The sequence below is a fragment of the Nonomuraea sp. NPDC003560 genome, assembly GCF_042878785.1.
Classification (GTDB): Bacteria; Actinomycetota; Actinomycetes; order Streptosporangiales; family Streptosporangiaceae; genus Nonomuraea.
In genome coordinates this window covers 165717-188386 of record NZ_JBIAOF010000010.1, presented here as the reverse complement: position 1 = coordinate 188386, position 22670 = coordinate 165717, and the positions used below count along the sequence as shown (strand labels likewise).

The 22670-nt window shown below is 71.6% G+C and carries 26 protein-coding genes; 13 read left to right on the top strand and 13 right to left on the bottom strand.

Features of this window, described 5'->3' with window-relative positions; translation table 11 throughout:
- Nucleotides 1-95: 95 nt before the first annotated feature.
- On the top strand, nt 96-638 hold the full coding sequence (locus tag ACFYUV_RS34465; RefSeq protein WP_387676048.1) for a hypothetical protein: 543 nt from the start codon (nt 96-98) through the stop codon (nt 636-638).
- Nucleotides 639-660: 22 nt separating this feature from the next.
- On the opposite strand, the gene ACFYUV_RS34460 is transcribed toward ACFYUV_RS34465, so the two are convergent.
- Nucleotides 661-1248 (bottom strand): helix-turn-helix domain-containing protein, encoded by a 588-nt coding sequence (locus ACFYUV_RS34460; RefSeq protein ID WP_387676046.1) that lies wholly within the window; start codon nt 1246-1248, stop codon nt 661-663.
- Nucleotides 1249-1382: 134 nt separating this feature from the next.
- Between ACFYUV_RS34460 and ACFYUV_RS34455 the strand changes: the two genes are divergently transcribed.
- Nucleotides 1383-2204, top strand: a complete 822-nt coding sequence (locus ACFYUV_RS34455; protein ID WP_387676043.1) for an MBL fold metallo-hydrolase — start codon at nt 1383-1385, stop codon at nt 2202-2204.
- 99 nt (nt 2205-2303) lie between these two features.
- Here the strand turns inward: ACFYUV_RS34455 and ACFYUV_RS34450 are convergent, their stop codons facing one another.
- The 3 genes from ACFYUV_RS34450 to ACFYUV_RS34440 all read right to left on the bottom strand — a co-directional run bounded on the left by ACFYUV_RS34450 (nt 2304) and on the right by ACFYUV_RS34440 (nt 4936).
- Nucleotides 2304-3008 carry a hypothetical protein gene (locus tag ACFYUV_RS34450; RefSeq protein WP_387676041.1) on the bottom strand — a complete coding sequence of 235 codons (705 nt, stop codon included), beginning with the start codon at nt 3006-3008 and terminating at the stop codon, nt 2304-2306.
- 432 nt (nt 3009-3440) lie between these two features.
- Nucleotides 3441-3959 carry a hypothetical protein gene (locus tag ACFYUV_RS34445; RefSeq protein ID WP_387676038.1) on the bottom strand — a complete coding sequence of 173 codons (519 nt, stop codon included), beginning with the start codon at nt 3957-3959 and terminating at the stop codon, nt 3441-3443.
- Nucleotides 3960-4006: 47 nt separating this feature from the next.
- A complete protein-coding gene (locus ACFYUV_RS34440) occupies nt 4007-4936 on the bottom strand; it encodes a zinc-binding dehydrogenase (protein WP_387676035.1) in 930 nt (309 codons plus the stop codon).
- Nucleotides 4937-5011: 75 nt separating this feature from the next.
- Between ACFYUV_RS34440 and ACFYUV_RS34435 the strand changes: the two genes are divergently transcribed.
- Nucleotides 5012-5653 carry a TetR family transcriptional regulator gene (locus ACFYUV_RS34435; protein WP_387676032.1) on the top strand — a complete coding sequence of 214 codons (642 nt, stop codon included), beginning with the start codon at nt 5012-5014 and terminating at the stop codon, nt 5651-5653.
- A gap of 20 nt (nt 5654-5673) precedes the next feature.
- Here ACFYUV_RS34435 and ACFYUV_RS34430 read toward each other — a convergent pair whose 3' ends face one another.
- Nucleotides 5674-6261 (bottom strand): TetR/AcrR family transcriptional regulator, encoded by a 588-nt coding sequence (locus ACFYUV_RS34430; protein WP_387676029.1) that lies wholly within the window; start codon nt 6259-6261, stop codon nt 5674-5676.
- A 17-nt stretch (nt 6262-6278) separates the two neighbouring features.
- Between ACFYUV_RS34430 and ACFYUV_RS34425 the strand changes: the two genes are divergently transcribed.
- Entirely contained in the window at nt 6279-6716 is a 438-nt protein-coding gene (locus tag ACFYUV_RS34425) for an MFS transporter (protein ID WP_387676027.1), read from the top strand.
- On the opposite strand, the gene ACFYUV_RS34420 is transcribed toward ACFYUV_RS34425, so the two are convergent.
- Complete coding sequence (locus ACFYUV_RS34420) at nt 6631-7182, bottom strand: GNAT family N-acetyltransferase (RefSeq protein ID WP_387676024.1); 552 nt, start codon at nt 7180-7182, stop codon at nt 6631-6633. The two genes, ACFYUV_RS34425 and ACFYUV_RS34420, sit on opposite strands and share 86 nt — an antisense overlap.
- 256 nt (nt 7183-7438) lie before the next feature.
- Here ACFYUV_RS34420 and ACFYUV_RS34415 point away from each other — a divergent pair, with 256 nt between their 5' ends.
- Both ACFYUV_RS34415 and ACFYUV_RS34410 read left to right on the top strand, forming a co-directional pair.
- Nucleotides 7439-7903, top strand: a complete 465-nt coding sequence (locus tag ACFYUV_RS34415; protein WP_387676022.1) for a polyprenyl synthetase family protein — start codon at nt 7439-7441, stop codon at nt 7901-7903.
- Nucleotides 7879-8340, top strand: a complete 462-nt coding sequence (locus ACFYUV_RS34410; protein ID WP_387676019.1) for a hypothetical protein — start codon at nt 7879-7881, stop codon at nt 8338-8340. The genes ACFYUV_RS34415 and ACFYUV_RS34410 overlap by 25 nt, the downstream gene beginning before the upstream one ends.
- A 30-nt stretch (nt 8341-8370) precedes the next feature.
- Here ACFYUV_RS34410 and ACFYUV_RS34405 read toward each other — a convergent pair whose 3' ends face one another.
- Complete coding sequence (locus ACFYUV_RS34405; protein ID WP_387676016.1) at nt 8371-9684, bottom strand: hypothetical protein; 1314 nt, start codon at nt 9682-9684, stop codon at nt 8371-8373.
- Between the two features lie 221 nt (nt 9685-9905).
- On the opposite strand from ACFYUV_RS34405, the gene ACFYUV_RS34400 reads away from it, so the two are divergent.
- Nucleotides 9906-11726 (top strand): M4 family metallopeptidase, encoded by a 1821-nt coding sequence (locus ACFYUV_RS34400; protein ID WP_387676014.1) that lies wholly within the window; start codon nt 9906-9908, stop codon nt 11724-11726.
- A 61-nt stretch (nt 11727-11787) separates the two neighbouring features.
- Here ACFYUV_RS34400 and ACFYUV_RS34395 read toward each other — a convergent pair whose 3' ends face one another.
- Entirely contained in the window at nt 11788-12129 is a 342-nt protein-coding gene (locus ACFYUV_RS34395) for a hypothetical protein (protein ID WP_387676011.1), read from the bottom strand.
- Between the two features lie 122 nt (nt 12130-12251).
- Between ACFYUV_RS34395 and ACFYUV_RS34390 the strand changes: the two genes are divergently transcribed.
- The gene (locus ACFYUV_RS34390) at nt 12252-13094 is read left to right on the top strand and encodes a universal stress protein (RefSeq protein WP_387676009.1); all 843 of its coding nucleotides are present in this window, start codon (nt 12252-12254) and stop codon (nt 13092-13094) included.
- A 16-nt stretch (nt 13095-13110) separates the two neighbouring features.
- On the opposite strand, the gene ACFYUV_RS34385 is transcribed toward ACFYUV_RS34390, so the two are convergent.
- Entirely contained in the window at nt 13111-13749 is a 639-nt protein-coding gene (locus ACFYUV_RS34385; protein ID WP_387676007.1) for a TetR/AcrR family transcriptional regulator, read from the bottom strand.
- A 97-nt stretch (nt 13750-13846) separates the two neighbouring features.
- Here ACFYUV_RS34385 and ACFYUV_RS34380 point away from each other — a divergent pair, with 97 nt between their 5' ends.
- A complete protein-coding gene (locus tag ACFYUV_RS34380) occupies nt 13847-15367 on the top strand; it encodes a carboxylesterase/lipase family protein (protein ID WP_387676004.1) in 1521 nt (506 codons plus the stop codon).
- 25 nt (nt 15368-15392) lie between these two features.
- Here ACFYUV_RS34380 and ACFYUV_RS34375 read toward each other — a convergent pair whose 3' ends face one another.
- Nucleotides 15393-16244 carry an alpha/beta fold hydrolase gene (locus tag ACFYUV_RS34375; protein WP_387676001.1) on the bottom strand — a complete coding sequence of 284 codons (852 nt, stop codon included), beginning with the start codon at nt 16242-16244 and terminating at the stop codon, nt 15393-15395.
- Between the two features lie 69 nt (nt 16245-16313).
- On the opposite strand from ACFYUV_RS34375, the gene ACFYUV_RS34370 reads away from it, so the two are divergent.
- The gene (locus tag ACFYUV_RS34370; protein WP_387675998.1) at nt 16314-17288 is read left to right on the top strand and encodes a DUF5937 family protein; all 975 of its coding nucleotides are present in this window, start codon (nt 16314-16316) and stop codon (nt 17286-17288) included.
- A gap of 55 nt (nt 17289-17343) precedes the next feature.
- On the opposite strand, the gene ACFYUV_RS34365 is transcribed toward ACFYUV_RS34370, so the two are convergent.
- Complete coding sequence (locus ACFYUV_RS34365) at nt 17344-17931, bottom strand: TetR/AcrR family transcriptional regulator (protein WP_387675995.1); 588 nt, start codon at nt 17929-17931, stop codon at nt 17344-17346.
- Between the two features lie 102 nt (nt 17932-18033).
- On the opposite strand from ACFYUV_RS34365, the gene ACFYUV_RS34360 reads away from it, so the two are divergent.
- Nucleotides 18034-18474, top strand: coding sequence for a DoxX family membrane protein (locus ACFYUV_RS34360; RefSeq protein WP_387675992.1), 441 nt, complete (start codon nt 18034-18036; stop codon nt 18472-18474).
- A 62-nt stretch (nt 18475-18536) separates the two neighbouring features.
- Here ACFYUV_RS34360 and ACFYUV_RS34355 read toward each other — a convergent pair whose 3' ends face one another.
- Entirely contained in the window at nt 18537-18884 is a 348-nt protein-coding gene (locus ACFYUV_RS34355) for a hypothetical protein (RefSeq protein WP_387675990.1), read from the bottom strand.
- Nucleotides 18885-18991: 107 nt separating this feature from the next.
- Between ACFYUV_RS34355 and ACFYUV_RS34350 the strand changes: the two genes are divergently transcribed.
- Together ACFYUV_RS34350 and ACFYUV_RS34345 are read left to right on the top strand one after the other, a co-directional pair.
- Entirely contained in the window at nt 18992-19444 is a 453-nt protein-coding gene (locus ACFYUV_RS34350; protein WP_387675987.1) for a hypothetical protein, read from the top strand.
- 99 nt (nt 19445-19543) lie between these two features.
- The gene (locus ACFYUV_RS34345) at nt 19544-20449 is read left to right on the top strand and encodes a S41 family peptidase (protein WP_387675984.1); all 906 of its coding nucleotides are present in this window, start codon (nt 19544-19546) and stop codon (nt 20447-20449) included.
- A 45-nt stretch (nt 20450-20494) separates the two neighbouring features.
- Here ACFYUV_RS34345 and ACFYUV_RS34340 read toward each other — a convergent pair whose 3' ends face one another.
- Complete coding sequence (locus tag ACFYUV_RS34340) at nt 20495-22546, bottom strand: WD40 repeat domain-containing serine/threonine protein kinase (RefSeq protein WP_387675981.1); 2052 nt, start codon at nt 22544-22546, stop codon at nt 20495-20497.
- Between the last annotated feature and the right edge of the window lie 124 nt (nt 22547-22670).

Below are 22670 nucleotides of genomic sequence, written 5' to 3'. Positions count from 1 at the left end.
GTCCGGTACGCGACGCCGGGCACGGCTGACGAGCTTCTCACCGGAATCGTGCCGGCGTGACGCAACCTTCGCGGGTGCTCGCGCATGGAGAAGACATGCAGTTCGACATCACTCACGGCCCTCCCCGTTCGCCGGCCGCCGCGGCGTCGGTCGACGCGGCGGTGACCGAGTTATTCCTCTATCACCGGCTCGCCCTGGTACGGCTGGCGTTCCTGCTGGTCGGCGATCAGGAGACCGCCGAGGACGTGGTCCAGGACGCCTTCGCCGGCTCCCGGTTCCTGCTGTCGAAGCCCCTCCGCCCGGCCGTCCGGGCCACCGTCCTGCGCCTGCTGGCCGACCTGCCGACGACCGCGGTCCGGGGGGTGGTCAGGGACCCGCTGAGCCGCGAGGGCCTGGCCGTGGACTTCGGCGAGGGCAAGCGGTACTTCAGGGAGTTCGGCGAGGACGACGAGGTGATCGAGGACCATACGACCGTCCTCGACCCGGCGACCGGCGAGATCCTGGCGGAGGTCACCAAGGCCGGCGAGGACGCCGTGGGCCTGTCCGAAGGACAGACCGTGGACTCCCAGACCTGGACGCCGACGACGGGCTGGACCGACGACCGCCCGGAACGCCCGCGGAACTGCCGTCGCCTGTAGCCGGAGGGTGCTTCACGGCCGATCAGGTTCGGCGTGAGATGAACATGATGTACTCGCAGGGAGCGTTCGTCCGGTTGGCGAAGCCGTGGTCGGCGTCGGCCTGGAAGAACAGGGAGTCACCGGTCTCCAGGGTCTCGTTGATCCCGCCGATCGCGACGGTGAGACTGCCTTCGAGCACCAACAGCTGTTTCTCCGTACCCGGCGGATAGGCGGGCAGCAGCCCGGTGGACACCTGGGCGGGGAGGTGGTGGAAGACCATCTCGGCTCCTCCCGCGCCCGGGGCCGCGGACACCATGTGCCGCTCGAAGCCGGTCTCCGGGTCACGGAACACGGGACGATGGTTCCTGCGCATGACGACGGCCACGCCGGACGCGGCCCCGGCCGGCGCGCCGATCAGGTCCGAGAGCGACGCGTCGAGCGCGTGGGCGATCCTGGACGCGACGCCGATCGTCGGGCTCTTCTCACCGCGTTCGACCTTGGACAACATCGCCCGGCTGACCGACGACTGCGCGGACAGCTGCTCCAGCGTCAGGCCCGCCTCCTCGCGACGTCGCCGCACGTTGACGCCGAACGCGCCGGCCAGGTCGTCACCGTGCTGTGGTTCGGCCACGTTTCCGTCTTTCTCGACCACCGTGCTCCTCGATCGTTCCGTCCCTCGCTGTCCCACAGTGTAGGGTTTCTTCTAAAGAAGACAGAGTCTTCTATCGAAGATGGGCGATGCGCGCCCGACATGACGGAGGTTCCATGCGTTTCACTTCGGGTGGCCGGCTCCACGCCACGTTCGAATTCGGCGAGCTGCGGGTGATCTCGTTGCGCGACGGGTACATCGACATGCCGCCCACACGGCTGCGCGACGAGGACGGGCGCACGCTGGGCGAGCTGCCGGCCGCCGTCCCGCTGGCCGGCGGCAACCTGCGGCTGTCGGTCAACGCCTTCTACGTCACCGACGGCACGCGGTCGGTGCTCATCGACACCGGCGCGTCCGACGCCTGGCACGTCCCCACCATGGGGCTGATCTACGACGCGCTCGACGAGGCGGGGGTCGACCGCGCCGACGTGACGGACGCGGCCATCACCCACAACCACGAAGACCACGTGAGCGGCCTGATCGCGCCGGACGGCTCAGAGGCGTTCCCGAAGCTTGAGCGCGTGTGGATCGGCGCGGGCGACGTCTCCGTCTTCGCCGGGCGGCGGCTGGAGCCGATCCGCGACCGGGTCGTGCCCGTGTCGGAGAAGGTGGCGATCAACGAGTGGGCCACCGCGCTCCCGACGCCGGGCCACACCCCCGGGCACACCGTCTACGAGATCAGCAGCTCCGCCGGCCGTCTTCTCGTCTGGGGCGACACCGTTCACGTCCCCACACTGCAGTTCGATCGGCCGAAGGTGTCCTGGGAGCTCGACGGCGACCAGACCGAGGCCCGCGCCGCGCGAGCGGCGCTGCTCGAACGACTGAGCCGGCCACACCACTTCGTGGCCGGCGCCCACCTCGACTCACCCGGCATCGCGCGCGTGACCCCCTCCGGCGACGGCTACGCGCTGGACTACCTCGCACCGCCGATCGGCTGATCGCCCCCGCCGGCTCCGGGCCGCGCTCATGACGGCGGCCACGGAGTTCCCGGGCGGCGTCGCGTCCGGGCCGCCCCGTGGCGGCCCGGCAGCCGTCGCTTACTCGCTGGAGAGTCGGGCGTTCTCGGCCTTTCTGAGATCATCTGCCCGCCACTTCACCCACTCGGGATGTTTGCCGGTGGGGTCCCCCAGCCCTCCCACGTACAACGAGCGATATCTGCGGTAGTCCCCGTAAGGGAAGTCGTCCATGTCCTTGATCAAAGCGTTCAGCCTGAACGGTTTGCCGTGGTCGTCTATCGTCAGCGTTCCGGGACGGCCGGCGACCAGGTAGTTCACCGCGAACGAGAAGCTGCAGTAATGTTCGGCCGTCGTCGTCACGAACTGCAGGACGATGTCCTCGCCCCGAACCAGCGAGATGGTCTTCTGGTCGAAGTAGTCTCCTTTCCAGCTCCATCCCGTCATGAGTTGCGCCCGGGAGTCCGGCTGGTCCAGGTCGAAGCCGAGGCGGATGACATCGTCGTCGGCGCCTCCGGGAGGGCTGTAGAACAGTGTCCCGTCGAACGGGGAGGAACACTGTTTGACGGCGTTGATCTCGGTGATGCGGACCTTGTGCTCGCTGTTGCCGCGCAGGATCACCTGGGCCTGGAGCCAGTCAAGCTCGACGGAACCGTGCTCCCGGAACCATGATTCCTGTCCTTCGGCGGGAAGCCGGTTGAGCGAGGCGAGTTCGGTTTGTGACAACTCGACAGGAGCTGGCAGAACTCGCGTGGGGTTGGGCTCCGGATCTATCTTCACGAAGTCCACCAGAATTGGTCGACCCTCCGCTTCCTTCTGCAAGGTAGGTGAAGTAGACGTCTTCGTCGGAGCAGGCGTGGCAGGCACTCCCGTCGAGGAGAACGGACGCTGAACGGCCCAGGTCAACACGCCTACCAGCACGGGCGTCGCCACTGAGACGCCTATCCACTTCGCCCAGGGCCTGTGCCACCACCTGCGCCGAGCAATCAGGTGATCATGACGACGGGGAGGGCGCGCAGCCGGCATCTGCGGTCCCGCCTTTCTCGGCGAATCCTCGCTTCTGCGGCCACTATGGATGACATCCTCCGGCGAATCAACCGATCAGCTCCCATAGGTGCCGGCCGAGTTCGGCACCGCGTTCCTCCAGGGCGACGACACGAGGAGCGGGCCCGGCTGCGGCTCGATCCCCCCGAGCACGCCGGGGTCGCGCTCACGCGTCGGTCACCACGACGTCCTCGCTCCTGACGTGGTGTCGAAGGTCGTCGCCCTGTAGTACTCGCCGGTGGCGGTCAGTCCGACCGTGTACGCCTGCCCGGCCGGGAACGTGTACTGCAGCGGGACCAGCGGCTGCACCTCCACGTCCGGCGGGTGCGCCGCCTCCTCCGGGCAGGCGCGGCCGTACACGGGGACGGCGTCCAGGCCGGGCCGGGGCGTCGCCGTCCGGGCCCGGCTGGGCACGGCCACCGGACCGTACTCCGGGTTGTGGAACCACGCCTTCTGCCCCAGGTACCAGGTGGCGGTCCACTCGCCCTGCCGGTCGGCGACGACGTAGCGCCGCCCGGTGGCGGCGCGGGCGGCCGCGGGTCCTCTTCCCCGTCGATGTGGTGGTGCCGCGAGGTGCGCCGCATGGCGCCGTCGGTGAGGTGCATGGGGCCGAACCCGCCCGCCGTACTGGGCCTGCCGCCGTTGCAGTCCCAGCGCGACTCCATGTACGAGACGGCGAGCAGGACGCTCCTGCACGCCGTGTCTCCTCGCGGCCTGTTCGAACGCCTCGTCCAGCCCGCCTCTCACGCCAGGTCGAGCACCGCCTTGCCGTGCACGCGGCGGTCGAGGAGGGCGGTCGCCGCCTCGGCGGCGTCGTCCCAGCCGCCGCGCCAGGTGATCTCCGGGCTCAGCGTGCCGTCCGCGACCCGCCCGGCCAGCCAGGTCAGGTCGCGGTGCAGGCCCTGGCAGTAGAGCAGGTGGAAGGTCACCAGCGAGCGGTCGTGGCGGTCGGGCCCGCCGAACAGCGCGCCGAACGGGAAGTTCTCGCCCTCGCCCGTGGAGTGGCCGACGGCGACCAGCGTGCCGCCCTCGGTGAGCTGCTCGAACGCCTCGACCAGCGGGACGCCGCCGAGCAGGTCCAGGACGCCGTCGAGCCGTCCGCCGCTCTCGGCGGGGGCGGTGACGACCTCGTCCGCGCCGAGCGCGCGCAGCCCGTCGCCGTGCCGGTCCGGGTCGCCGGTGGCGGCGATGACGTACGCGCCGCCGAGCCGGGCGAGCTGCACGGCGTACCGGCCGACGCCGCCCGTCGCGCCGGTGACCAGGACGCGCCGCCCCAGGATCGGCCCGAGGCGGTCGAGCGCGCGCAGCGCGGTGGCGCCGGCGACCGGGATCGTGCTGATCGCGCCGGGGTCCGCGCCCTGCGGCACCACCCCGATCCGATCGGTCGGAACGGCCCGCAGCTCGGCCCACCCGCCGTCCCAGCCCAGCGTGACCACGGGCGTGCCCGCGGCGGGCCCCGAGCCGTCGGCCGCCGCCTGGACGACGACCCCCGCCGCGTCCCAGCCGAGCACCGTGCCCTCAGGCGCCTCCTGCAGGGCGTGCCTGACCTCGCCGTAGTTGAGCGACGTGGCGGTGACGCGGACCAGCGCCTCGCCGGACGCCGGCACCGGGTCGGGCGCCTGGCCCACCCGCAGACCCCCGGGAACGGAACGGTCGACGATCAAAGCGCGCATGATGACGTCCTCCAAAGTGCCACTGAGTGGCATAAGCCTATAGGAGGCATATGCGCTCCGGATACACTGGGGACGATGACCGCCGACCTGCTGCCGCTCCGCGAGCGCAAGAAGCTCAAGACCAGGGCCGCCCTGGTGGACACCGCGCTCGCGCTGTTCACCGAGCGCGGCTTCGACCAGGTGACCCTCGACGAGCTGTGCGCGGAGGTCGAGGTCTCCAAGCGCACGTTCTTCCGCAACTTCGCCAGCAAGGAGGAGGTCGCCTCCGCCCCGCTGGAGGCCCTGTGGACCGCGCTCCTCGACGACGTCGAGCACGCGCCGCTCGGCGGCCGTCCCGTGCTGGAGGTGCTGCAGGAGGCGATGCTCGCGGCGGTGCGGCGGATGTCGGCGGACGGGCCGGAATGGGTGGCCCGCGTGCGGCTCAGTCAGGAGCTGTCGCAGCGTACGCCGTCCATCGCCGCGCACGGGCTGCAGTTCTGCGACCGCACCAGCGCGGCCTTCGAGACCACCCTGCGCAGGCGGCTCGGCCTCGGCGACCGCGACCACCGGCCCAGGCTGGCGCTCGACCTGCTGGTGGCCGCCTTCCACGCCGCCCTGCGCGGCTGGACCACCGCCTCACCGGACCCCACGCTCGACGACCTGCTCGCCGAACTGCGCACCGTCTTCGCGGCCACGCCGCAGGCGGCCACGTTCACCGGCGACGAGCCGGGCCGCTGAGCCCCCCTGGGCCAGCAGGTTCAGGCCAGCCCATCCGCCCGGCGGTGGAGCCCGTCGAACATGACGGCCAGAAGCTGATCACGGTGTGCGGGGGTCCGCTCCACCGCCCAGGCGACTGAAGCGATCAGCGAGAAGAGGGCGGACGCGTCCACATCGGGCCGGATCTCCCCCGCCTGCTGCGCCCTGGTCAGCAGTTGCGCCCCGGCGGCCTTGACGGCCTGGCAGGTGGCGTGGAGTTCGGACGCGGGGTCGGCGAGGCTGGCCACGAGGGCGTCGACCAGGCCGCGATAGGCCATGACGTGCTCGACGGCGGCCGTCGTCCAGGTGATCAGGGCCCTGCTCGGGGACGGTGAGGCGAGCAGCTCGTCCGAGCGCGCCCGCAAACCGCGCAGGCTGTCGCCCAGCAGTGCCTCCAGCAGCGCCTGGCGGGTCGGGAAGTGCCGGTAGAGCGTCACGTTGCCGACGCCGGCGGTGCGCGCGATGTCGTTCAGCGACGCGCCGACGCCGTGTTCGGCGAACGCCGCCTGGGCGGTCGTCAGGAGCCGCTCGTAATTGCGTCGCGCGTCTTTGCGCCCCACGGGCCGGGCCCGCGTCGACCGATCCGCCACCGGAACCCTCCACACATTTGCTCGCCATCGTGCTGATCTGCCAGACGATGTTCATCCTGGACACCAACGTGGTGAACATCGCCCTCCCCGACATCCAGCACGACCTCGGCTTCTCCGCGGCCGGCCTGTCCTGGGTGCTCAACGCCTACATGCTGGCCTTCGGCGGTCTGCTGCTGCTCGGCGGTCGCGTGGGCGACATCGTCGGCCAGCGGCGGGCGCTCGTCGGCGGAGTGGCCGTCTTCACCCTCGCCTCACTGGCCGGAGGGCTGGCCACGTCGGCCGGGATGCTGCTGGCGGCCCGTGCCGGTCAGGGGAGACGCCGCAGGCCGAGGCCGACACGGCCGTGCGGGCCTCGGTGCCAGCTGCCGGTCACCTCGCCTTCCACTCGGGGGCCAGGATGGAGTGGACGACCGAATCACGCCACCCGCCGGCCAGCTTCAGGTGCCCGCGGATGACGCCCTCCTCGACCATCCCCAGCCTGCTCATGACCCGCCCGGACGCCTCGTTGAGCGGGCTTCGCGCGCCCCAGACGCGGTGGACACCGAGCTGCTCGAACCCGAGCCGCAGGAGCAGACGGACGACCTCGGCGCCCAACCCCTGACGCCACCGGTCCGCGCGCAGCGCGAACCCGATCTGGGCACTGTTCTGCAGCGGGTGGCCGAAGTCGATCGAGACGCGCGCGAACGCCACCAGCTCGCCGTCCGGCAGCACCGCGGCGAGGCAGTAGTCCGTGCGCGGGTCGTTGCGGGCCGACTCGATCACGCCCGCCATGGTGCTCTCGACCTGCTCCCGGTTTCGGGGCTCGAAGCTCATGTGCTCGGTGACCCGCGGGTCGCCGTAGATGGCCAGAAGCCCGTCGACGTCTGTCGGGACGAACTCCCGGAGGGCCAGCCTCGGGGAGGAGATCGTGACCGGGTACATGCACGCCGACCTTACTCGCCGCCCGCGCCGAGCGGCCGGTGTTCCCCGGGCCGGACGACGGAACCCGCCTTGGCGCGGAAGGCGGGCATCTGGTCCAAGTGGTCGGTGACCAGGAAGCCGCGCGCGGCCGCCCGAGCGCCTTTACAATGTAGATTAAATCTGGGCATCGGCGACACACCGGCCCGCAACCCGCTCTCCCCCACACTCACCGCTTAACCTGCAGAAACACACCCGGGGAAGAACGGAGCCGCCCGACATGCCTGCCGCCCCGCCCGGACCCGGCCGCACCGCCGAGCAGATCCTCGCCGACACGGCGCGGATCACCGATCCGGCGCTCATGCGCGCGGTGAACTGCCTGCCCTCACCGCTGCGGGAGAGCGTGTACCACCACTACGGCTGGGCCGGCCGGGACGGCGGGCCGGCCACCGGTGTCCGCGGCGGAACCGGACGCAAGGGCATCGCCTTCACCCTGCTGTGCGCGGGCATCGACGGCGGCCCGGTCGAACGCGGCCTGCCCGCCGTCGTCGCCGGCAACCTCCTCATGAACGTGGCCACCCTGCACGACGACATCGTCGACCTGGAGGCCCGGCGTCGTGGCCGGCCCACCGTCCTGGCGGCCTACACCACCGGGCACGCCATCATGGCCGGTGACGCCCTACTGGCCCTGGCGTTCTCCCACCTGGGCGAGCACCCGCGGTGTGCTGCCTGCCCGCCCTGCTGACCGACGCCTCCGGCGCGCAGGTGGAGGCCGTCGGCCGGTTCGGGTTCCATCTCGGCATGGCCGTGCAGTACCACAACGATCTGTCGGACCTGTGGCCGGCGGAGCAGCTCAGCCGGTCGCGCTACGGTGACGTCCGCCGCCGCAAGATCACGCCCACGGTCGCGGCGTGCCTGGAATCAGGGCACCGCGACAGCGGGCGGCTCGCCGCGTTCTACCAAGGGGACGGCGAGCCCGCCGAGGAGGGGCCGGCCGCCGTCGCGGACCTGATCGACCGGTGCGGCGGCCGCGCCTGGACCCGTGAACGGAACCGCGCGCACCTGCGCCTGGCCCTCCGGAGCCTCCAGGAAGCCGACCCGCCGCCGGCCGTCTACCGCGACGCGGTCACCCTCGCCGGCATCGACCTGGTGGGCGATACTGAGCCCCCGCCCACCAGGTGAGCCGTTCCGGCTGATCCAGGGGCGGAGCCGTCAGTGCGGCACGTCCAGACCGGCGCTGAGGGCCGCGTCCATCGCCGCGGTGACGAACTGCTCGTAGGTTCCCATGCCGTTCTTGAGGCCGAACAGGTCGGTCTGCCGGTACTCCACGACCACGTGCGTCGCCTTGTACGGCGTCGTCTTCTGCCCCATGGAGTACGTGAACCACTCCGCCGGCCGTCCGGGGAAGGGCTCGTGGGCGGGGTAGCCGCGCGGCGGGGACATCGCGTCGTAGGCGATGCCGCGCGGGCCGTCGCCGCTCATGTGGAGGGCCAGCGTCTCGTCGCCCTGGCCCGGGTCGCCGCCCTGGATCGAGCGCAGCCACCAGAAGAGGCTGAGCTGGTTGTCATACGTCTGCCGCCCGCCCAGACCGTACGGCCGGGGGCACACCCGGGAGTTCTTGTCCCCGTCGGACAGGGCGTTGACCATGGCGTCGAAGGCGGACCGTTCCACCTCCGTCAGCGCGTTCATGTAGACCGAGCGCAGGTTCGTGCGCGGCAGCAGCGCGAAGCCCGCCTTCGGCCCGTCGCCGGAGGTGAGGTTCTGATGGGCGAAGACCCACAGGATGTACTGGATCAGCGTGACGAACCCGATGAGGTTGGCCGTCTGGTGACGTCCCTGCAGCCATGCGGCCACCCGGGCGCTCGGGTCGAAGCCGAGCACCCCCAGCCGGGCGGGCAGCTCGGCCAGCGGCACGTCCAGGGTGGCCTGAGCCGTGCCGTGGACGAGGTCCCTGCCGGCGGTCAAGGCCAGCACGTCGCCCTTGGCGTAGACGGGCGTCATCACCGGGTTGCCGGCGAAGTCGAAGTCGCACCGCTTGATGGGCGCGGCGAGGGACACGGTGATGATGTTGCCCACGTTGGTGCCCGGCACGAAGCGCAGCCCGTCGGTCGGCTGGACGTCGTCGTGGGTCCTGAGGTGTCCCTGGGCCACGCGCACGGCCTGCGTCCTGGCGCTCGTCCGGGCCCTGCTCGATCGCCGGGTGCCGGTCGTCGCCTCGTCCTCCTGCTCGTCGGACCGCAGGAACGTGGCGGGAAGCTTGGTGGTGTCGGGTGAACGGCCCGTCAGCAGGCTGATCAGCTCGCCGATGAGGACGAGCTGACGGCGCAGGGCGGCCCACGTCGTCACCGAGTCGGTGATGATCTCGACGTCGCCGCCGTCGGACTCGATGGCGATCCCGGGGTCCTGCCAGTAGCAGACGCGTCCCTTGGACGGCAGGGCGTCCTCGGTCTGCCAGCCGTTCTTGGTATCTGCCAGAAACCTCAGCTCGTTGCGCTGGAACTGCCATTCGAACCCGATCCTGGGCATGGACGCCTCCTGGGGGATGTGTGTGGCTGCCCCTCCCGAGCAGGTCCGGCGTGCTTCAGATACGTGCTGACGGTGGAGTTCCTTCTGTCATCGGCTCTGGCCTGAATGGCCATAAATCCCGATTTTTCCGCCTATTTACCTCGATATTGACCTCCTGTAGTTCATCAACTCAAATGCAGGTGACCCCGTCCATCGCCCGCCGGCGCAAGAGGAGCGGCCCCATGAGACGCAATGCCGTGTTAGCCCTGGTCACGAGTGCCGTCTGTGTGCTCGTGGCCACTTCGGTCCCCGGCCCGGCGAACGCCTCCAAAGGCGATCCCGCCGACCTCCTGGTGAAGGCCAGGCCCGCACTGCTGCACAGCTCGACCGAGGACGCGTACGTACGGCAGGCCCCGATCGAAGGACAGAACGGGCTGCGCTACACGCCCTACACCCGCACGTACGCGGGGCTGCCCGTCTACGGCGGCGACTTCGTCGTGGTCAGCGCGGCCACCGGCGAGGTCCTGAGCACCTCCGTCTCCCAGGACAGCCCCCTGGACGTGGCCACCACGCCCAGGCTCGGCGCCGCCGAAGCAGTCCGCGTGGCCAGGGGCCAACTGCCCCAGGTCTCCTCGATCGCCGCGCCCCGGCTGGTGGTCATGGCTCAGGGACGCGGCCGGCTGGCCTACGAGGTGCTCGTCCACGGCGCCGTCGGCGGCAGGGAGAGCAGGCTGCACGTCTTCGTCGACGCGCTGACCGGCGCGGTCGTCCTGAAGTCCGACGAGGTCAAGGCGGGGGTGGGCAACAGCTACTACAACGGCAACCCGGTCACCATCGGCACCATGGCGACCGGCTCCTCCTTCGCCATGATCGACCCGGTGCGGCGGAACGTGCGCTGCGGCGGCCCGAACGGCTCCGCCTTCACCGGGCCCGACGACTACTGGGGCAACGGCAGCGGCACCAACCTCGAAACCGCCTGCGTCGACACGCTCTTCGCGATCGACACCGAATGGGACATGCTCAAGACCTGGCTGGGACGCTCCGGCTTCAACGGAGCCGGCGACGGCTACCCCGCCCGCGTCGGCCTGAACGACGTCAACGCCTACTGGAACGGCGTCAACACCGTCTTCGGCCACACCTCCGACAACCTGCGCCAGCTCACCGCGATGGACGTCGTGGCGCACGAGTACGGCCACATCGTCTTCGCCACCACGCCCGGCCTCGACCTCGGCGACAACGAGAAGGCCATACTCAACGAGTCCACCGGCGACATCTTCGGCGCGCTGACCGAGCAGTACGCCAACGAGCCCGCCACCCTCGACCCGCCGGACTACACCGTCGGCGAGGAGGTCAACGTCGACGGAACCGGCCCGATCCGCTACATGTACAAGCCGTCGCTGATCCCCGGTCACCCCGACTGCTACAGCAGCGCGGTGCCGTCGATGCCGCCCCAGGTCGGGGCCGGCGTCCAGAACCACTGGTTCTACCTGCTGGCCGAGGGCAGCAACCCGACGAACGGCCAGCCGCCCAGCCCGACCTGCGACTCCTCCTCCATCGTCGGGCTCGGCGCGCGCAAGGCGGGCCAGATCTACATGGGCACGCTGCTGCGCAAGACCTCCGCCTGGCCGCACACCATGGCCCGCCGCGCCTCGCTGCAGGCGGCCCTGGACATGTTCCCCTCGTCGTGCCTGGAGTACAACACGGTCAAGGCCGCGTGGAACGCCGTCCGCGTGCCCGCGCGGGCCGGCGAGCCGTACACGTGCGACTTCTCGGTCGCGGTCAACCCCGCCGCAGCGACCGTGCAGCCCGGCCAGACCGTGAGCGTCACCGTCGGCAGCGCCGTCGTCTCGGGCGCCCCGCAGCAGATCTCGCTGTACGCCAGGGGGCTTCCGGCGGGCATGACGGCGTCCTTCAGCCCGTCGAGCATCACCACCGGCGCCACCTCCACGCTGACCGTCACGGCCGGCGCTAGCACCCCGTCCGGCACCTACCCGATCACGGTGCTGGGCGACGGCGTCGCCCTCGACCACACAGCCACCCTCACCCTGACCGTGGCCCCATGAGCCGATGACGCCTCAGCCGGGCTGTGCCCGGCTGGGGTCGCGGCGGCCGCGCAGGCGAGCGCTACAGATCGCCCAACGCTGACAGAACCCGCCCGATCCAGGCGAACAACCGCAGGATCTGACGGAAGGGCCAGACCGCCGCCCAGAAGACCGGTTCGAGCCACCGGAACGGGCCGAGGAGAAGGGCCATGACCATCATGACCGCGTCCGGATCCAGTGATCGCAGGACCCAGCACCACCCTCGATGCCCCCACCTGCGGTGCAGCACCAGCAACACCAGTACGGGCGGCAGCGTCAGGGCCGCCGCGACCGCGAGCGCGGACGGTCCCGGCAGCCAGATCCCGGCCGCTCGGCCTCGGACGGCTCGTCCGCCCCGGACGGGCCTTCCCTGCGGCTGAGGCATCGTTCACCCGCCCTGATCTACCAGGGCCGTCTTGTGATCCACTGGTGGTCGCCGGTCACGTCAGACATGACGGTGGGCGGGTTCGGGGTAAGGGAAGGGCGGGGGCTCGGGGGAGGCGGAAGATGGCTGGACGGATCGTGGCGGGCGTGGACGGCTCGCCGCCCTCGATGGCGGCCGTCGAGTGGGCCGCGGCGGACGCCCGCAGGCGCTCGCTGGCGCTGCGGCTGGTGCACGTGTGCGAGCCGTGGACAGGCGACGTCGGGACGGCCGAATACTGCGCCGGGATGCTGGAAGCGGCGGCGGACCGGGCGCGCGGCCTGGTTCCCGGCGTGGAGGTCGGCACGGAGATCCTGCCCGGTCCGGTGGTGGACGACCTGGTGCGGGAGTCGGCGGAGGCCGACAGCCTGGTGCTGGGCAGCAGAGGGCGGGGCGGTTTCGCCGGGATGGTGCTCGGCTCCACGAGCCTGGCGCTGGCCGGGCACGCCGCGAGCCCGGTCGTGGTCGTCCGGGAGGCCGCCACGATGCGCCGCGGCCGGATCGTGGTCGGATACGACGGCTGGCAGTCACCGGCCGCCATGGAGTACGCCCTGAAGCAGGCCCGTGCCCAGGACGCGGAGCTCCTGGTGCTCTACGCCTGGCGGCCGCCGATCCTGTCCTCGTACGCCTCCGCCTACAGGATGACCGGCGAGAGCTTCGAGGAGAACGCCCGCGACGCCGCCCAGGAGGTGATCCCGTGGCGGGAGGGGAACCCTGACGTGCGGATCGTGGACGAGCAGGTGTGCGATCATCCGGTCGCCGCCCTCAGGAACGCGTCGTCCACGGCCGACCTGGTCGTGGTGAGCTCGCGCGGGCTGGGCGACTTCGCCTCCACGATGCTGGGCTCGGTGAGCCACGGGGTGCTCCACCACGCGGCCTGCCCGGTGGCCGTGGTGCCTCCTGGCGGGGCCTCCAGCGCGCCCCGTTGACGGGCCGGACGCCCCGTCACCCGAACCCGCCGGACCTGACGGGCTGCTCGCCAGGGGCGATGTCGGCGAACAGCCTGTCCAGATGCAGGTCGATCGCGGTGAGGGCGTCCTGGGGGGTGATCACGTCCAGTTCGAGGAGGGGGGTGAGGCCGGTGAGGGCGAGGAGCAGGTTGGTCTCGGTCGCCGGGTCGCGGTCGGGGGCGATGTGCCCGTCGGCGATCGCCTGGCGGACCAGCCGCTCGACGAGGGCGCGCCCCTGGAGGAGGCCGCGGCGCGCCTGCTCGTGGACGGCCTCGTCGTGCAGCGCCTCCAGGACGTAGGCGGCGCTCATCCGGCTGGTGGCGCGGGCGTCGGCGTGCAGGGGCAGCATTTCCGAAAGCGTCAGTCGCAGCACGTCACGCGGGTGCGGACGGTCGCCGAGCCCCGCGAGGCCCTGCTCGACGCGCAGCGAGGTCTGTTCCGAGGCGAAGTCCATGGCGAAGGAGAGCATGGCGGCCCGGGAGGCGAAGTAGTGCTGCAACTGCCCGAGTGAGATGCCCGCCTCCTGCGCCACCACCCGTGTCGTCAGGTGCGCGACGCCGCGCTGCGCCACCACCCGCCACAGCGCGCGGGCGATCGCTTCGCGGCGTTCGCGGTGGTCCACCTGTTTCGGCATCGCGGGCCTCTCCCTCGTCACTCCGAGCCTTTCCCATACAGTTGACATAATACACTTGACCTATAACCATGGGGGTCCGTTCGAGGAAGGAGCCGTCATGTCCGAAGAGCCGAGGGTGCGGACCGCGGAAGGGGTGGTGCAGGGGCGCCGGCGGCAGGGCCACGCGGTGTTCCGCGGCATCCCGTATGCCCAGCCGCCGGTGGGAGCGCTCCGTTTCGCCGCGCCCGCCCCGCCGCACCGCTGGGACGGCACGAGGCAGGCGGCGGAGTTCGGCCCCCCGGTGCCGCTGTCCCTGCCGGTAGAGGTGGGTCCGCCGCGGGGCACGGACTGGCTGACGCTCGACGTCGGCACCCCGGATCCGGGCGCGGCCGGGCTGCCGGTGCTGGTGTGGCTCCCCGTGGGCGGCTACGTCTCGGCGGTGTCGAGCGACCCGATGTACGACCCGGCGGCGCTGGCCGGGGCGGGGCTCGTCGTGGTGACCGTCAACTGCCGCGTGGGCGCGGAGGGTTTCGCGTTACTCGACGACGCGCCGCCCAACCGCGGCTTCCTCGACCAGATCGCCGCGCTGGAGTGGGTGCAGCGGAACATCGCCGCGTTCGGCGGCGACCCCAGCCGGGTCACCGTGGCCGGTCAGTCCGCCGGGGCCGGGTCGGTCGCCGCCCTGCTGACGATGAAGCCGGCGCGCGGCCTGTTCCGGCGGGCCATCGCCCACTCGGCGCCGGGGCTGCACAGCACCCCCGCGCTGGCCCGGCAGGTCACCGCCGCGCTCGCGGACCGGCTCGGCGCGGCGGCCCCCACCGCCGCGGCCCTGCGCGACATCGCCCCCTGGCGCCTGGCCGCGGAGCTCACCTCCTTCAACGCCGCCCTCCATGAGCACCGGGAGAGCTGGGGGCGGCTCACGGGGACCGGCACCGCCCTGTGCCCCGTCGTCGACGGCGAGGTTCTGCCCGAGACGCCCTGGTCGGCGCTGACCGGCGGGCGCGCGGGCGGGATCGAGCTGCTCGCCGGCCACACCCGGGACGAGTTCCGGCTGTTCAGCGTCATGAGCGGGCGGCAGGGCGGCTTCACCGAGCAGGACGCGCGCACGGCCCTGGAACTGCTCGCACCCCGGCCGCATGGCGCGCGGGCGTACCGCGCCGGGTTTCCGCAGGCCGGTCCGGAGGAGCTGGTGGAGACGGTGTACTCCGACGCCCTCTTCCGCATGCCGTCACAGCAGCTGGCCGAGGCCAACGCCGCGGCCGGCGGCACCTCGTACCTGTTCGAACTGTGCTGGACCGCCCCGGCGCTCGGCGGCGCCCTGGGCGCCTGCCACAGCCTCGACGTCCCCCTGGCGTTCGGCACGCTGGACAGTCCCATCGGCGCGCAGCTCCTCGGCGACGAGCCCGCCCCCGAGGCCGTCGCGCTCTCCCGCGAGCTCAGGGAGGCATGGGTGCGCTTCGTCACCACCGGCGACGCGGGATGGGCCGCGTACCGGCCCGACCGGCGGCTGACCCGCGTCCTGGACGCCGAGCCGGCCACTCTCCCCTACCCCGAAGAGGTCTCCCGCCGGATCTGGGCAGGCCACTCCCCCGCGCCCTTCGACCTCTCGCAGGGCGGAGAGACGGTGCCGCGGCGATGAGGACGATCTCCGGCCGGGTGTGCGCTCACCTGGGCACCTGACGCAGGAACGCCGAGGTGGTGGCCACGAACCGGCCGGCGTCGTCGAGCCACGGAAAGTGCCCTGCCCCGGCCTGTACGACGAGCTCGGCGCGCGGGAACAGCGCGGCGACCTCGGCCACCGCGGCGGGCGGGGAGTTCAGGTCCACCTCGCCCGCGAGCAGCAGCACCGGCGAGGTGAAGCGGGTGAGCGCGGCGCGGGTGGCGTCGGGGGCGAAGGCGCCCTCGGCACCGAAGACGGCTGCCGCCTCGTTGTTCCGCTGCTCGTCCTCGGCGGCCTTGTGCGCCTGGGCCGTCCCGTCCCAGCGGCCGTACCAGAACGGCGCGATGGCCTGGAAGGCGTCGCCGGTGGCCTGGCCTGACATGACCTTCTCCAGGGCCGCGAACGCCTCCGGGAACCAGGGCTCCCCCTCGCGCAGCCGGGCGGTCTCCCGCCGGACCTCCTCGGTGATCCTGACGCCGACGGCGGCGACGCTCGGAGCGACCAGAACGAGCCTTCCGACGCGTTCCGGATGGCGAGCCGCGTAGAGCACGGCCAGATTCGTGCCCCCGGAATGGGAGAGCAGGTCCATCCGGTCGAGCCCAAGGTGCTCGCGCAGGGCCTCGACGTCGTCGACAAGGCGGTCGCAACGGTACGAGGCGATGTCCGGCGGCACGGCGGACCGCCCGGTGCCCCGCAGATCCGCCATGATCAGCCGCCGGTGCGCCGAGAGGCCCCCGAGGTCGCCGAGATAGGCGGAGGCCTGCATCGGCCCGCCGGGCAGGCAGACCACAGGGGGACCGTCGCCGGACACGTGGCAGGCGAGCTGGAGGCCGTCGTGGGAGGTGAAGAAGTCCATGCCCGCCAGCCTGCGGGGAGACGGCGCGCCGCGGCTATCGTTAAGCCACGGCTACATGATGAGGGGCGGATGGCGGTCGAGATCAGGTTCACCGCGGCGTCGGTCGCGAAGGTGCGATTCGCCGTCTCACCGCTGGGCGAGACGGTGCTGGCGCTGCGGATCCTGTTCGGCACGGGCGGTCATGCCGTCCACCGGCCCTGGGTGCGCCAGGCGCGCCCGCTGCTGGCGCGCGAGCGCGAGCTGCCGCTGCTGCGCGCGCTGATCGCCGGGCCGCTGCCGTCGTTCCTGTTCCCGGCGCCGGCTGAGCGCCTGCCGTCCATCGCGACGGAGCTGGACCTGGTACGCGCCACGCAGGACGACTTCTTCCGGCAGGAGTACGGCGCGGTCCTGGGCATGCCGGCCGAGGACGTCCCCGAGCCCGCGACGGTCCTGCCAAGACTGGCCGAGGCGCTGCACCGCTGCCACGAGCTGCTGATCGCGCCCCAGTGGGGCCGGATGTGCGCCGTGCTGGAGGCCGACATCGGACGGCGTGCGCTGACCCTGGTGGAGGGCGGGGTGCAGGCGCTGTTCGCCGAGTTGCACCGCGACATCGCCTGGGAGGACGGCCAGCTGGTCGTGCACGGCCGGCGCACCCCGCACTCCGTGTTCACGGTGGACACCGGCGGGCATGGCCTCGTTCTGCAGCCCAGCGTCTTCAACTGGCCGGACGTGGGCGTCGACAAGGCCCCGATCGCCGCCGCGTCGATCCGCTATCCGGCGATGGGCGTCGGACTGCTCCGGGAGTCGCCCCGACCGGCGCTGACGGGCCTGATCCCGGTGCTCGGCCACACGAGAACGCTGATCCTCGCCGCCTTGGCCGAACCCCTGACGACCGCCGCCCTGGCCGCCCGCCTGAACATCACGCCGAGCGCGGTGTCACAACACCTGGGCGCGCTGCGGGGGGCGGGGCTGGTGTCGACACAACGCAAGGGCCGCACGGCCCTCCACCTGCGCACGGAACGAGCGACCCACCTGATGGACGGTCCGGCCCCGAACGGTCACTGACACGACGAGATCCAGGTCTCAGGGTGCAGGACGGGCGAGGCCGCCGGCCGTCCGATCACGGGCTGCCCGCCCCGCCCGCCACGGCGCCGAGGACGAGGCGGAGCATCGAGCGGGCCAGGGCCTCCGGGTCTCCGTCCGCGCTTTCCGGCAAGGCGCCGCTCAGCCACAGGGTGGTGAAGCCGTGCGCCAGCGACCACGCGGCGACCGTGGTCGTCCGGTCGTGTTCCGCGCCCGGCGACAGCGAGTGGGCGCTGGCGTTGAGGACGTCCGCGGCGCGCTGCTGCGCGGATCGAACGCCGGGATCGTCCACCCGGTAGAGCTCCGGCCGGAACATCACCTCGAAGTGGGGCCGGTGGTCGAGGCCGAAACGGAGGTAGGCGACGCCGACCTCCCACACGTCGGAGGCGGCGTGCTCAAGAGCGTCGGCGAACATGGTGAAGCCCTCGGCGGCCACGGCCGTCAACAGCCCTTGCTTGTCGCCGAAGTGGTAGGCGGGGGCGGCGTGCGAGACGCCGGCCCGGCGGGCCAGCTCGCGCAGGCTCCATCCGGCCGGGCCGGATTCGCCGATGGCCTGCAGCGCGGCGTCGATGATGACGCGCCGCAGGTTGCCGTGGTGGTAGGACGGCTGGCTGATGTTCCTCACCTCCGCGTTCCAAGGCTCAGCGGGACGACCACACCCTAGCTTGACATTGACAAGATGACGAACCTCCCTCCAATCTGTCCAATGACAAGATTGGAGGACGGAATGGTTCCGTTCATCGCCCTCATCGGTGGCTTCGTCGTCCTACGGCTCGTCGGCCTGGTCGGCGTCGACGCACTGGACGCCTGGCAGCCGGCCCTGCGCGGCGCTCTGGCCCTGATGTTCGTCCTCACCGGCGTGCCCCACTTCCTGCCCTCGTGGCGCCGCGACTTCGTCGCGATGATCCCGCCGTCGTTCCCGCAGCCGGCCCTGCTGGTCACCCTCACCGGCGTCCTGGAACTGGCCGGCGCCGCGGGGATGCTGTTCGCGCCGGTCGCGCCGTACGCGGCGATCGGGCTGGCGCTGCTCATGATCGCCATGTTCCCGGCCAACGTCTCGGCGGCCCGCCGCGGCCTCACGCTGGCCGGGAAGCCCGTGACCCCGCTGCCGGCCCGTACGGCCCTTCAAGTGCTCTTCATCGCCGCCGCCGTCGCGGCAGCCGTATGAGCTTGGGGGCCGTCGATCCACACGTCGGCGTCCGGCGTCGGCGGGTTCGCGGGAAAGCTGGGCTAGCAGTTCACGGTGCGGTCATAGGAGCCGAAATGCCAGGGGTAGTAGATGGTCTCGGAGTCGCGCAGGGTGCGGCAGTAGGAGTCGGGGCCGTGTTTGACGACGACCTTCACCTTCATCGTCCTGCCGCAGCGATTCGAGATCCAGACCGTTTTCCTCTTCTTGCTCACACTCCGCTCGATGCAGGCCGGCGCCGTGGTTCTCCCTGCCGCCACGGACGCCGGAACGGCCTGCCCCTGGGTGACGGTCGCGCTCGCGGGCGCCGGGAACGAGGTGACGCCCAGCGTGAGCGTTGCCGCACAGGCCAGACCGGACAGCGGAGCCTTGATCGCACGGACGATGTGCATGGTCACTCCCTGTTTCATTCGAAGATGGGTCGAACGTCATGGGGAGTCTGAACCGCGCCGCGTTGAAGATGCATTGAGGATTCGTTGAGTCGGCAAGCTGATCGCCAATGAGCGTCCCCGCGACCATGCGCGCGCTGCAGCAGACGTCCCTCAACGGCCCACAGGACATGCGCCTGATCGTCGACGCGCCGGTGCCGAGCCCCGGCCGGGGCGAGGTCCTGGTCCGCGTCACCGCCGCCGGGGTCAACTTCGCCGACATCTCGAAGGCCCACGGCGTGTTCGCGGGCGGCCCCGGCCTACAAGCACCAGATCCACATCATCGGCCTCAATATCGGCGTGCTGAGCCAGGCGGCACCGCAGGCTCTCGGCGTGACGTGATCGCGACAACCGCCAACGGCCGCCCGTCCGCCGTCGTGTACCACCGGGACGCGGACGGCGCGCTCCGGGCCGACGGCGTCGTGGTGCTGACCCCCACCGCCACCGGCATCGCCCGTGTGATCAAGTTCCACGATCCCGCGCTGGTCACGACGTTCGGCTTCCCGGACGCGCTCATGCACTGACCCGCCGACGAGCCCAGCCGTGCAGGCCGTTTCGCCGCCTGCCGAAGGCGTTTCAAGCGTCTTTGACGTCTTCGGAGGGGCGGTGCTCTACTTCCTGCCATGACGCCCCTGACGAACCTCCGGCCTGCCCCCGTCATCGACGAGACGGCCCGCCTGCTGACCGAGCACTACATCTTCCCCGAGATAGCCGAGCAGCTTGCCGACCTGCTACGACGACGCCTCGCCGAGGGCGCCTACGACGTCGGCGGCGCCGAGGAGCTCGCCCGTCTGGTCACCGCGGACCTGCAGTCCGTCAACGGCGACAAACACCTGAGGCTGAAGCACCACGCCGACCCGGTGTCCCCCGAGCAGGGCGCGGCCACCCTGGAATCCATCCGCCGCGACTACGACACCTCGCTGGGCGGTGCGCCCCGGGTGCAGCTGCTCGACGGAGGAGTCGCCGTGGTGGAGCTGGCGCCGATGCTGTTCCCGCTGGACTGGGCCGCCGAACCGCTGAGCGCCGCGCTCACCTTGGCCTCCCGCGCCCAGGCGCTGATCGTGGACCTTCGCGACAACCGGGGCGGCGACCCGGACACCGTCGCCTTCGTCTGCAGTTACCTGCTGGACGAGCGCACCCACCTCAACACCATGCACTGGCGCGGCGGCGAGCGCGGCGAGCAGTCCTGGAGCCTGCCGCACGTTCCCGGCGCGCGTTTCGGCGGCAGCAAGCCTTTGTACGTGTTGTCCAGTGGCAGCACCTTCTCCGCCGCCGAGGAGCTGGCCTACGACCTGCAGCAGCTCGGCCGCGCCGTTGTCGTCGGCGAGCCCACCCGCGGCGGCGCGCACCCGTGCAAGGGCTGGACCGTGCATCCCCACCTGGAGGCCACCGTGCCCACCGGCCGCGCCGTCAACCCCGTCTCGGGCGCGAACTGGGAGGGCACCGGCGTGCAGCCGGACATCCCTTGCGCCGCCGCAGACTCCCTCGACCGGGCGCACGCCCTGGCCCTCGCCCGGCTGGCAGGCTGACGCAGCCGAGCTCATCGTCGGTGCGGCACCGGACGCGTAACCGGGTCACGGGTCTTCGACCGGCCACAGCCGGCAGCCCTCGGCATCCACGAACCAACCTCCTGAGGCCAGGAAGGTTCCATCGGGGTGGAAGGCCAGCGCAGCAGCCCTGCGGTCGGTCACGGTCGCCTTCGCCCGGCCGGTCGCCGTGTCCCACAACCGGATGCCTTCCTTGTCGGCCACTGCCAGGGTGGCGCCGTCCGGGCTGAAGGCGAGGGCATCGACGTCCGCGTTGCTGATGGTGCGCAGCCCGGTTCCGTCATCGGATGTCAGGGAGCAGCCGTGCGCGCCGCCCAGCGCGTACTGCTTCCCGTTGGGGCCCACGGCGACCGCCGAGCCTTCTCCGTCGGGGCCGATCGCCTCCAGGTCGCCGCTGCCGAGGTTCCAGCGCCAGAATCCGTCCGTCCCGTCGGCTGCGGTGAGGTTCTCCCCTGCCAGCAGGATCGAGCGGCCGTCGTCGATGAACGCCGCCGAGTTCACCGCGGAACCGGCCTTCGTGGCGAACGGCAGCTTGCGCTTCGGCTCCTTGGCTGCGACGTCCCAGACGACACAGATCTCGGCGGCTTCGAGGTTGCCGACCGGGATGTTTCCCGCGACGACGAGTTGGGCGCCGTCCGCGCTGAACGCCATCGTGCGAGCGCCCCCGACCGGCGAGGGGAGCGAGTGCGTCACCTTCCCGGTGGAGGGGGCGCGGAAGCTCAACGGCACCTTCATCCCGGCTGTCACCAGTGCGGAGCCGTCGGGGGTGAAGGCCATGGCGCCGTTGACGGAATTCTCGTCGGAGAAGTCGGCGATCATCTCGTGCGAGTCGGCGGCCCACAGCCAGCCGTCGCCGGAGATGTTGCCTCCCGCGATGGTGCGCCCGTCCGGGCTGAACGCGACCGCGTACAGATCCTCGTCGGTCAGCCGGTTGCGGCGGGACCAGAGGTTCCAGCCGATCGGGACCGCCGCGGCGCCCAGCGCGGCCAGACCGCCGAGCAGGAACCGGCGCCGGGTCGGGCGGCGCCTGCCGGCGGGCATGTCGGAGCCATCGGGTGCCTGGTGATCCGGCTGGTGCGGGTACCGCTCCGTATCACCGGAAGCGTCCAGGGCTCGACCGTGGTCGGGATCGTGTCGGGTGCTGCCCTGGTGGGTGCCGGGATCGGAAGGCGGGACGGGCGCCAGGTCCGGCGGGGTCTGCAGCTGACGTTCGGCGATCATCGTCGCGAACGGCGGCGGAAGCCATCGGGTGGTCGTCCGGGTGGGGTCGGTGAGTTCTCTGAGAATCTCGGCCACGCCGGGACGGTCACCGGGATCCTTGGCCAGGCAGCGCTTCACCAGCTCCGTCAGGGGGGCGGGCAGGCCGGTCAGGTCGGGTTCGTCGTGGGCTATGCGGTAGACGACCGCCTCGGCCCGTCCCGCGCCGAACGGGCTGCGACCGGTGGCGGCGAACGCCAGGACGAGCCCGAGGGAGAACACATCGCTGGACGGACCGATCTCCCGGCCTCGTGCCTGTTCCGGGGACATGAACGACGGGGTGCCGACCACCGCGCGGGAGAGGGTGTGGGAGGTGGCGTCCAGTGCACGGGCGATGCCGAAGTCGATGACGCGGGGGCCGTCGGCGGCGAGGATGACGTTGGACGGCTTGAGGTCGCGGTGCACCAGGCCGCAGGCGTGGATCGCGCCGAGCCCCTCGGCCAGTCCCGCGCCCAACACGGTGATCGCCTCCGTGGGCATCGGGCCGTGCGCTTCGACGGCCTGGTGCAGGGACGGGCCGGGAATGTAGGCGGTGACCAGCCAAGGCGGGTCGGCCTCCGGGTCGGCGTCGACGAGTTGGGCGGTGTAGAACCCGCCGACCCGGCGGGCGGCCTCGGCCTCCAGGGCGAACCGGCTCCGGAACCCGGGATCGTCGGCCAGGTCGGGCCGCACCAGCTTCACCGCGACTGGGCGGCCGCCGGGAGAGCGCCCCAGGAACACCTGTCCCATCCCGCCACCACCCAGCCGCCCCTCCAGCCGATAGGCCCCCGCCTGGCGCGGATCACCCGGCCGCAAGGGCTCCGGCCAGCGCGGGAAGTTCATCGCACCTCCGTATGCAGGTCCTGGAAGCGTTCCAGCACGCGGTACGCCCGGTGGACGGAGAAGCGTTTGTCAGCTTCGCCCGCTTGCGATCCATCGGCGCACACCCCATCGAGAAGAACACAGG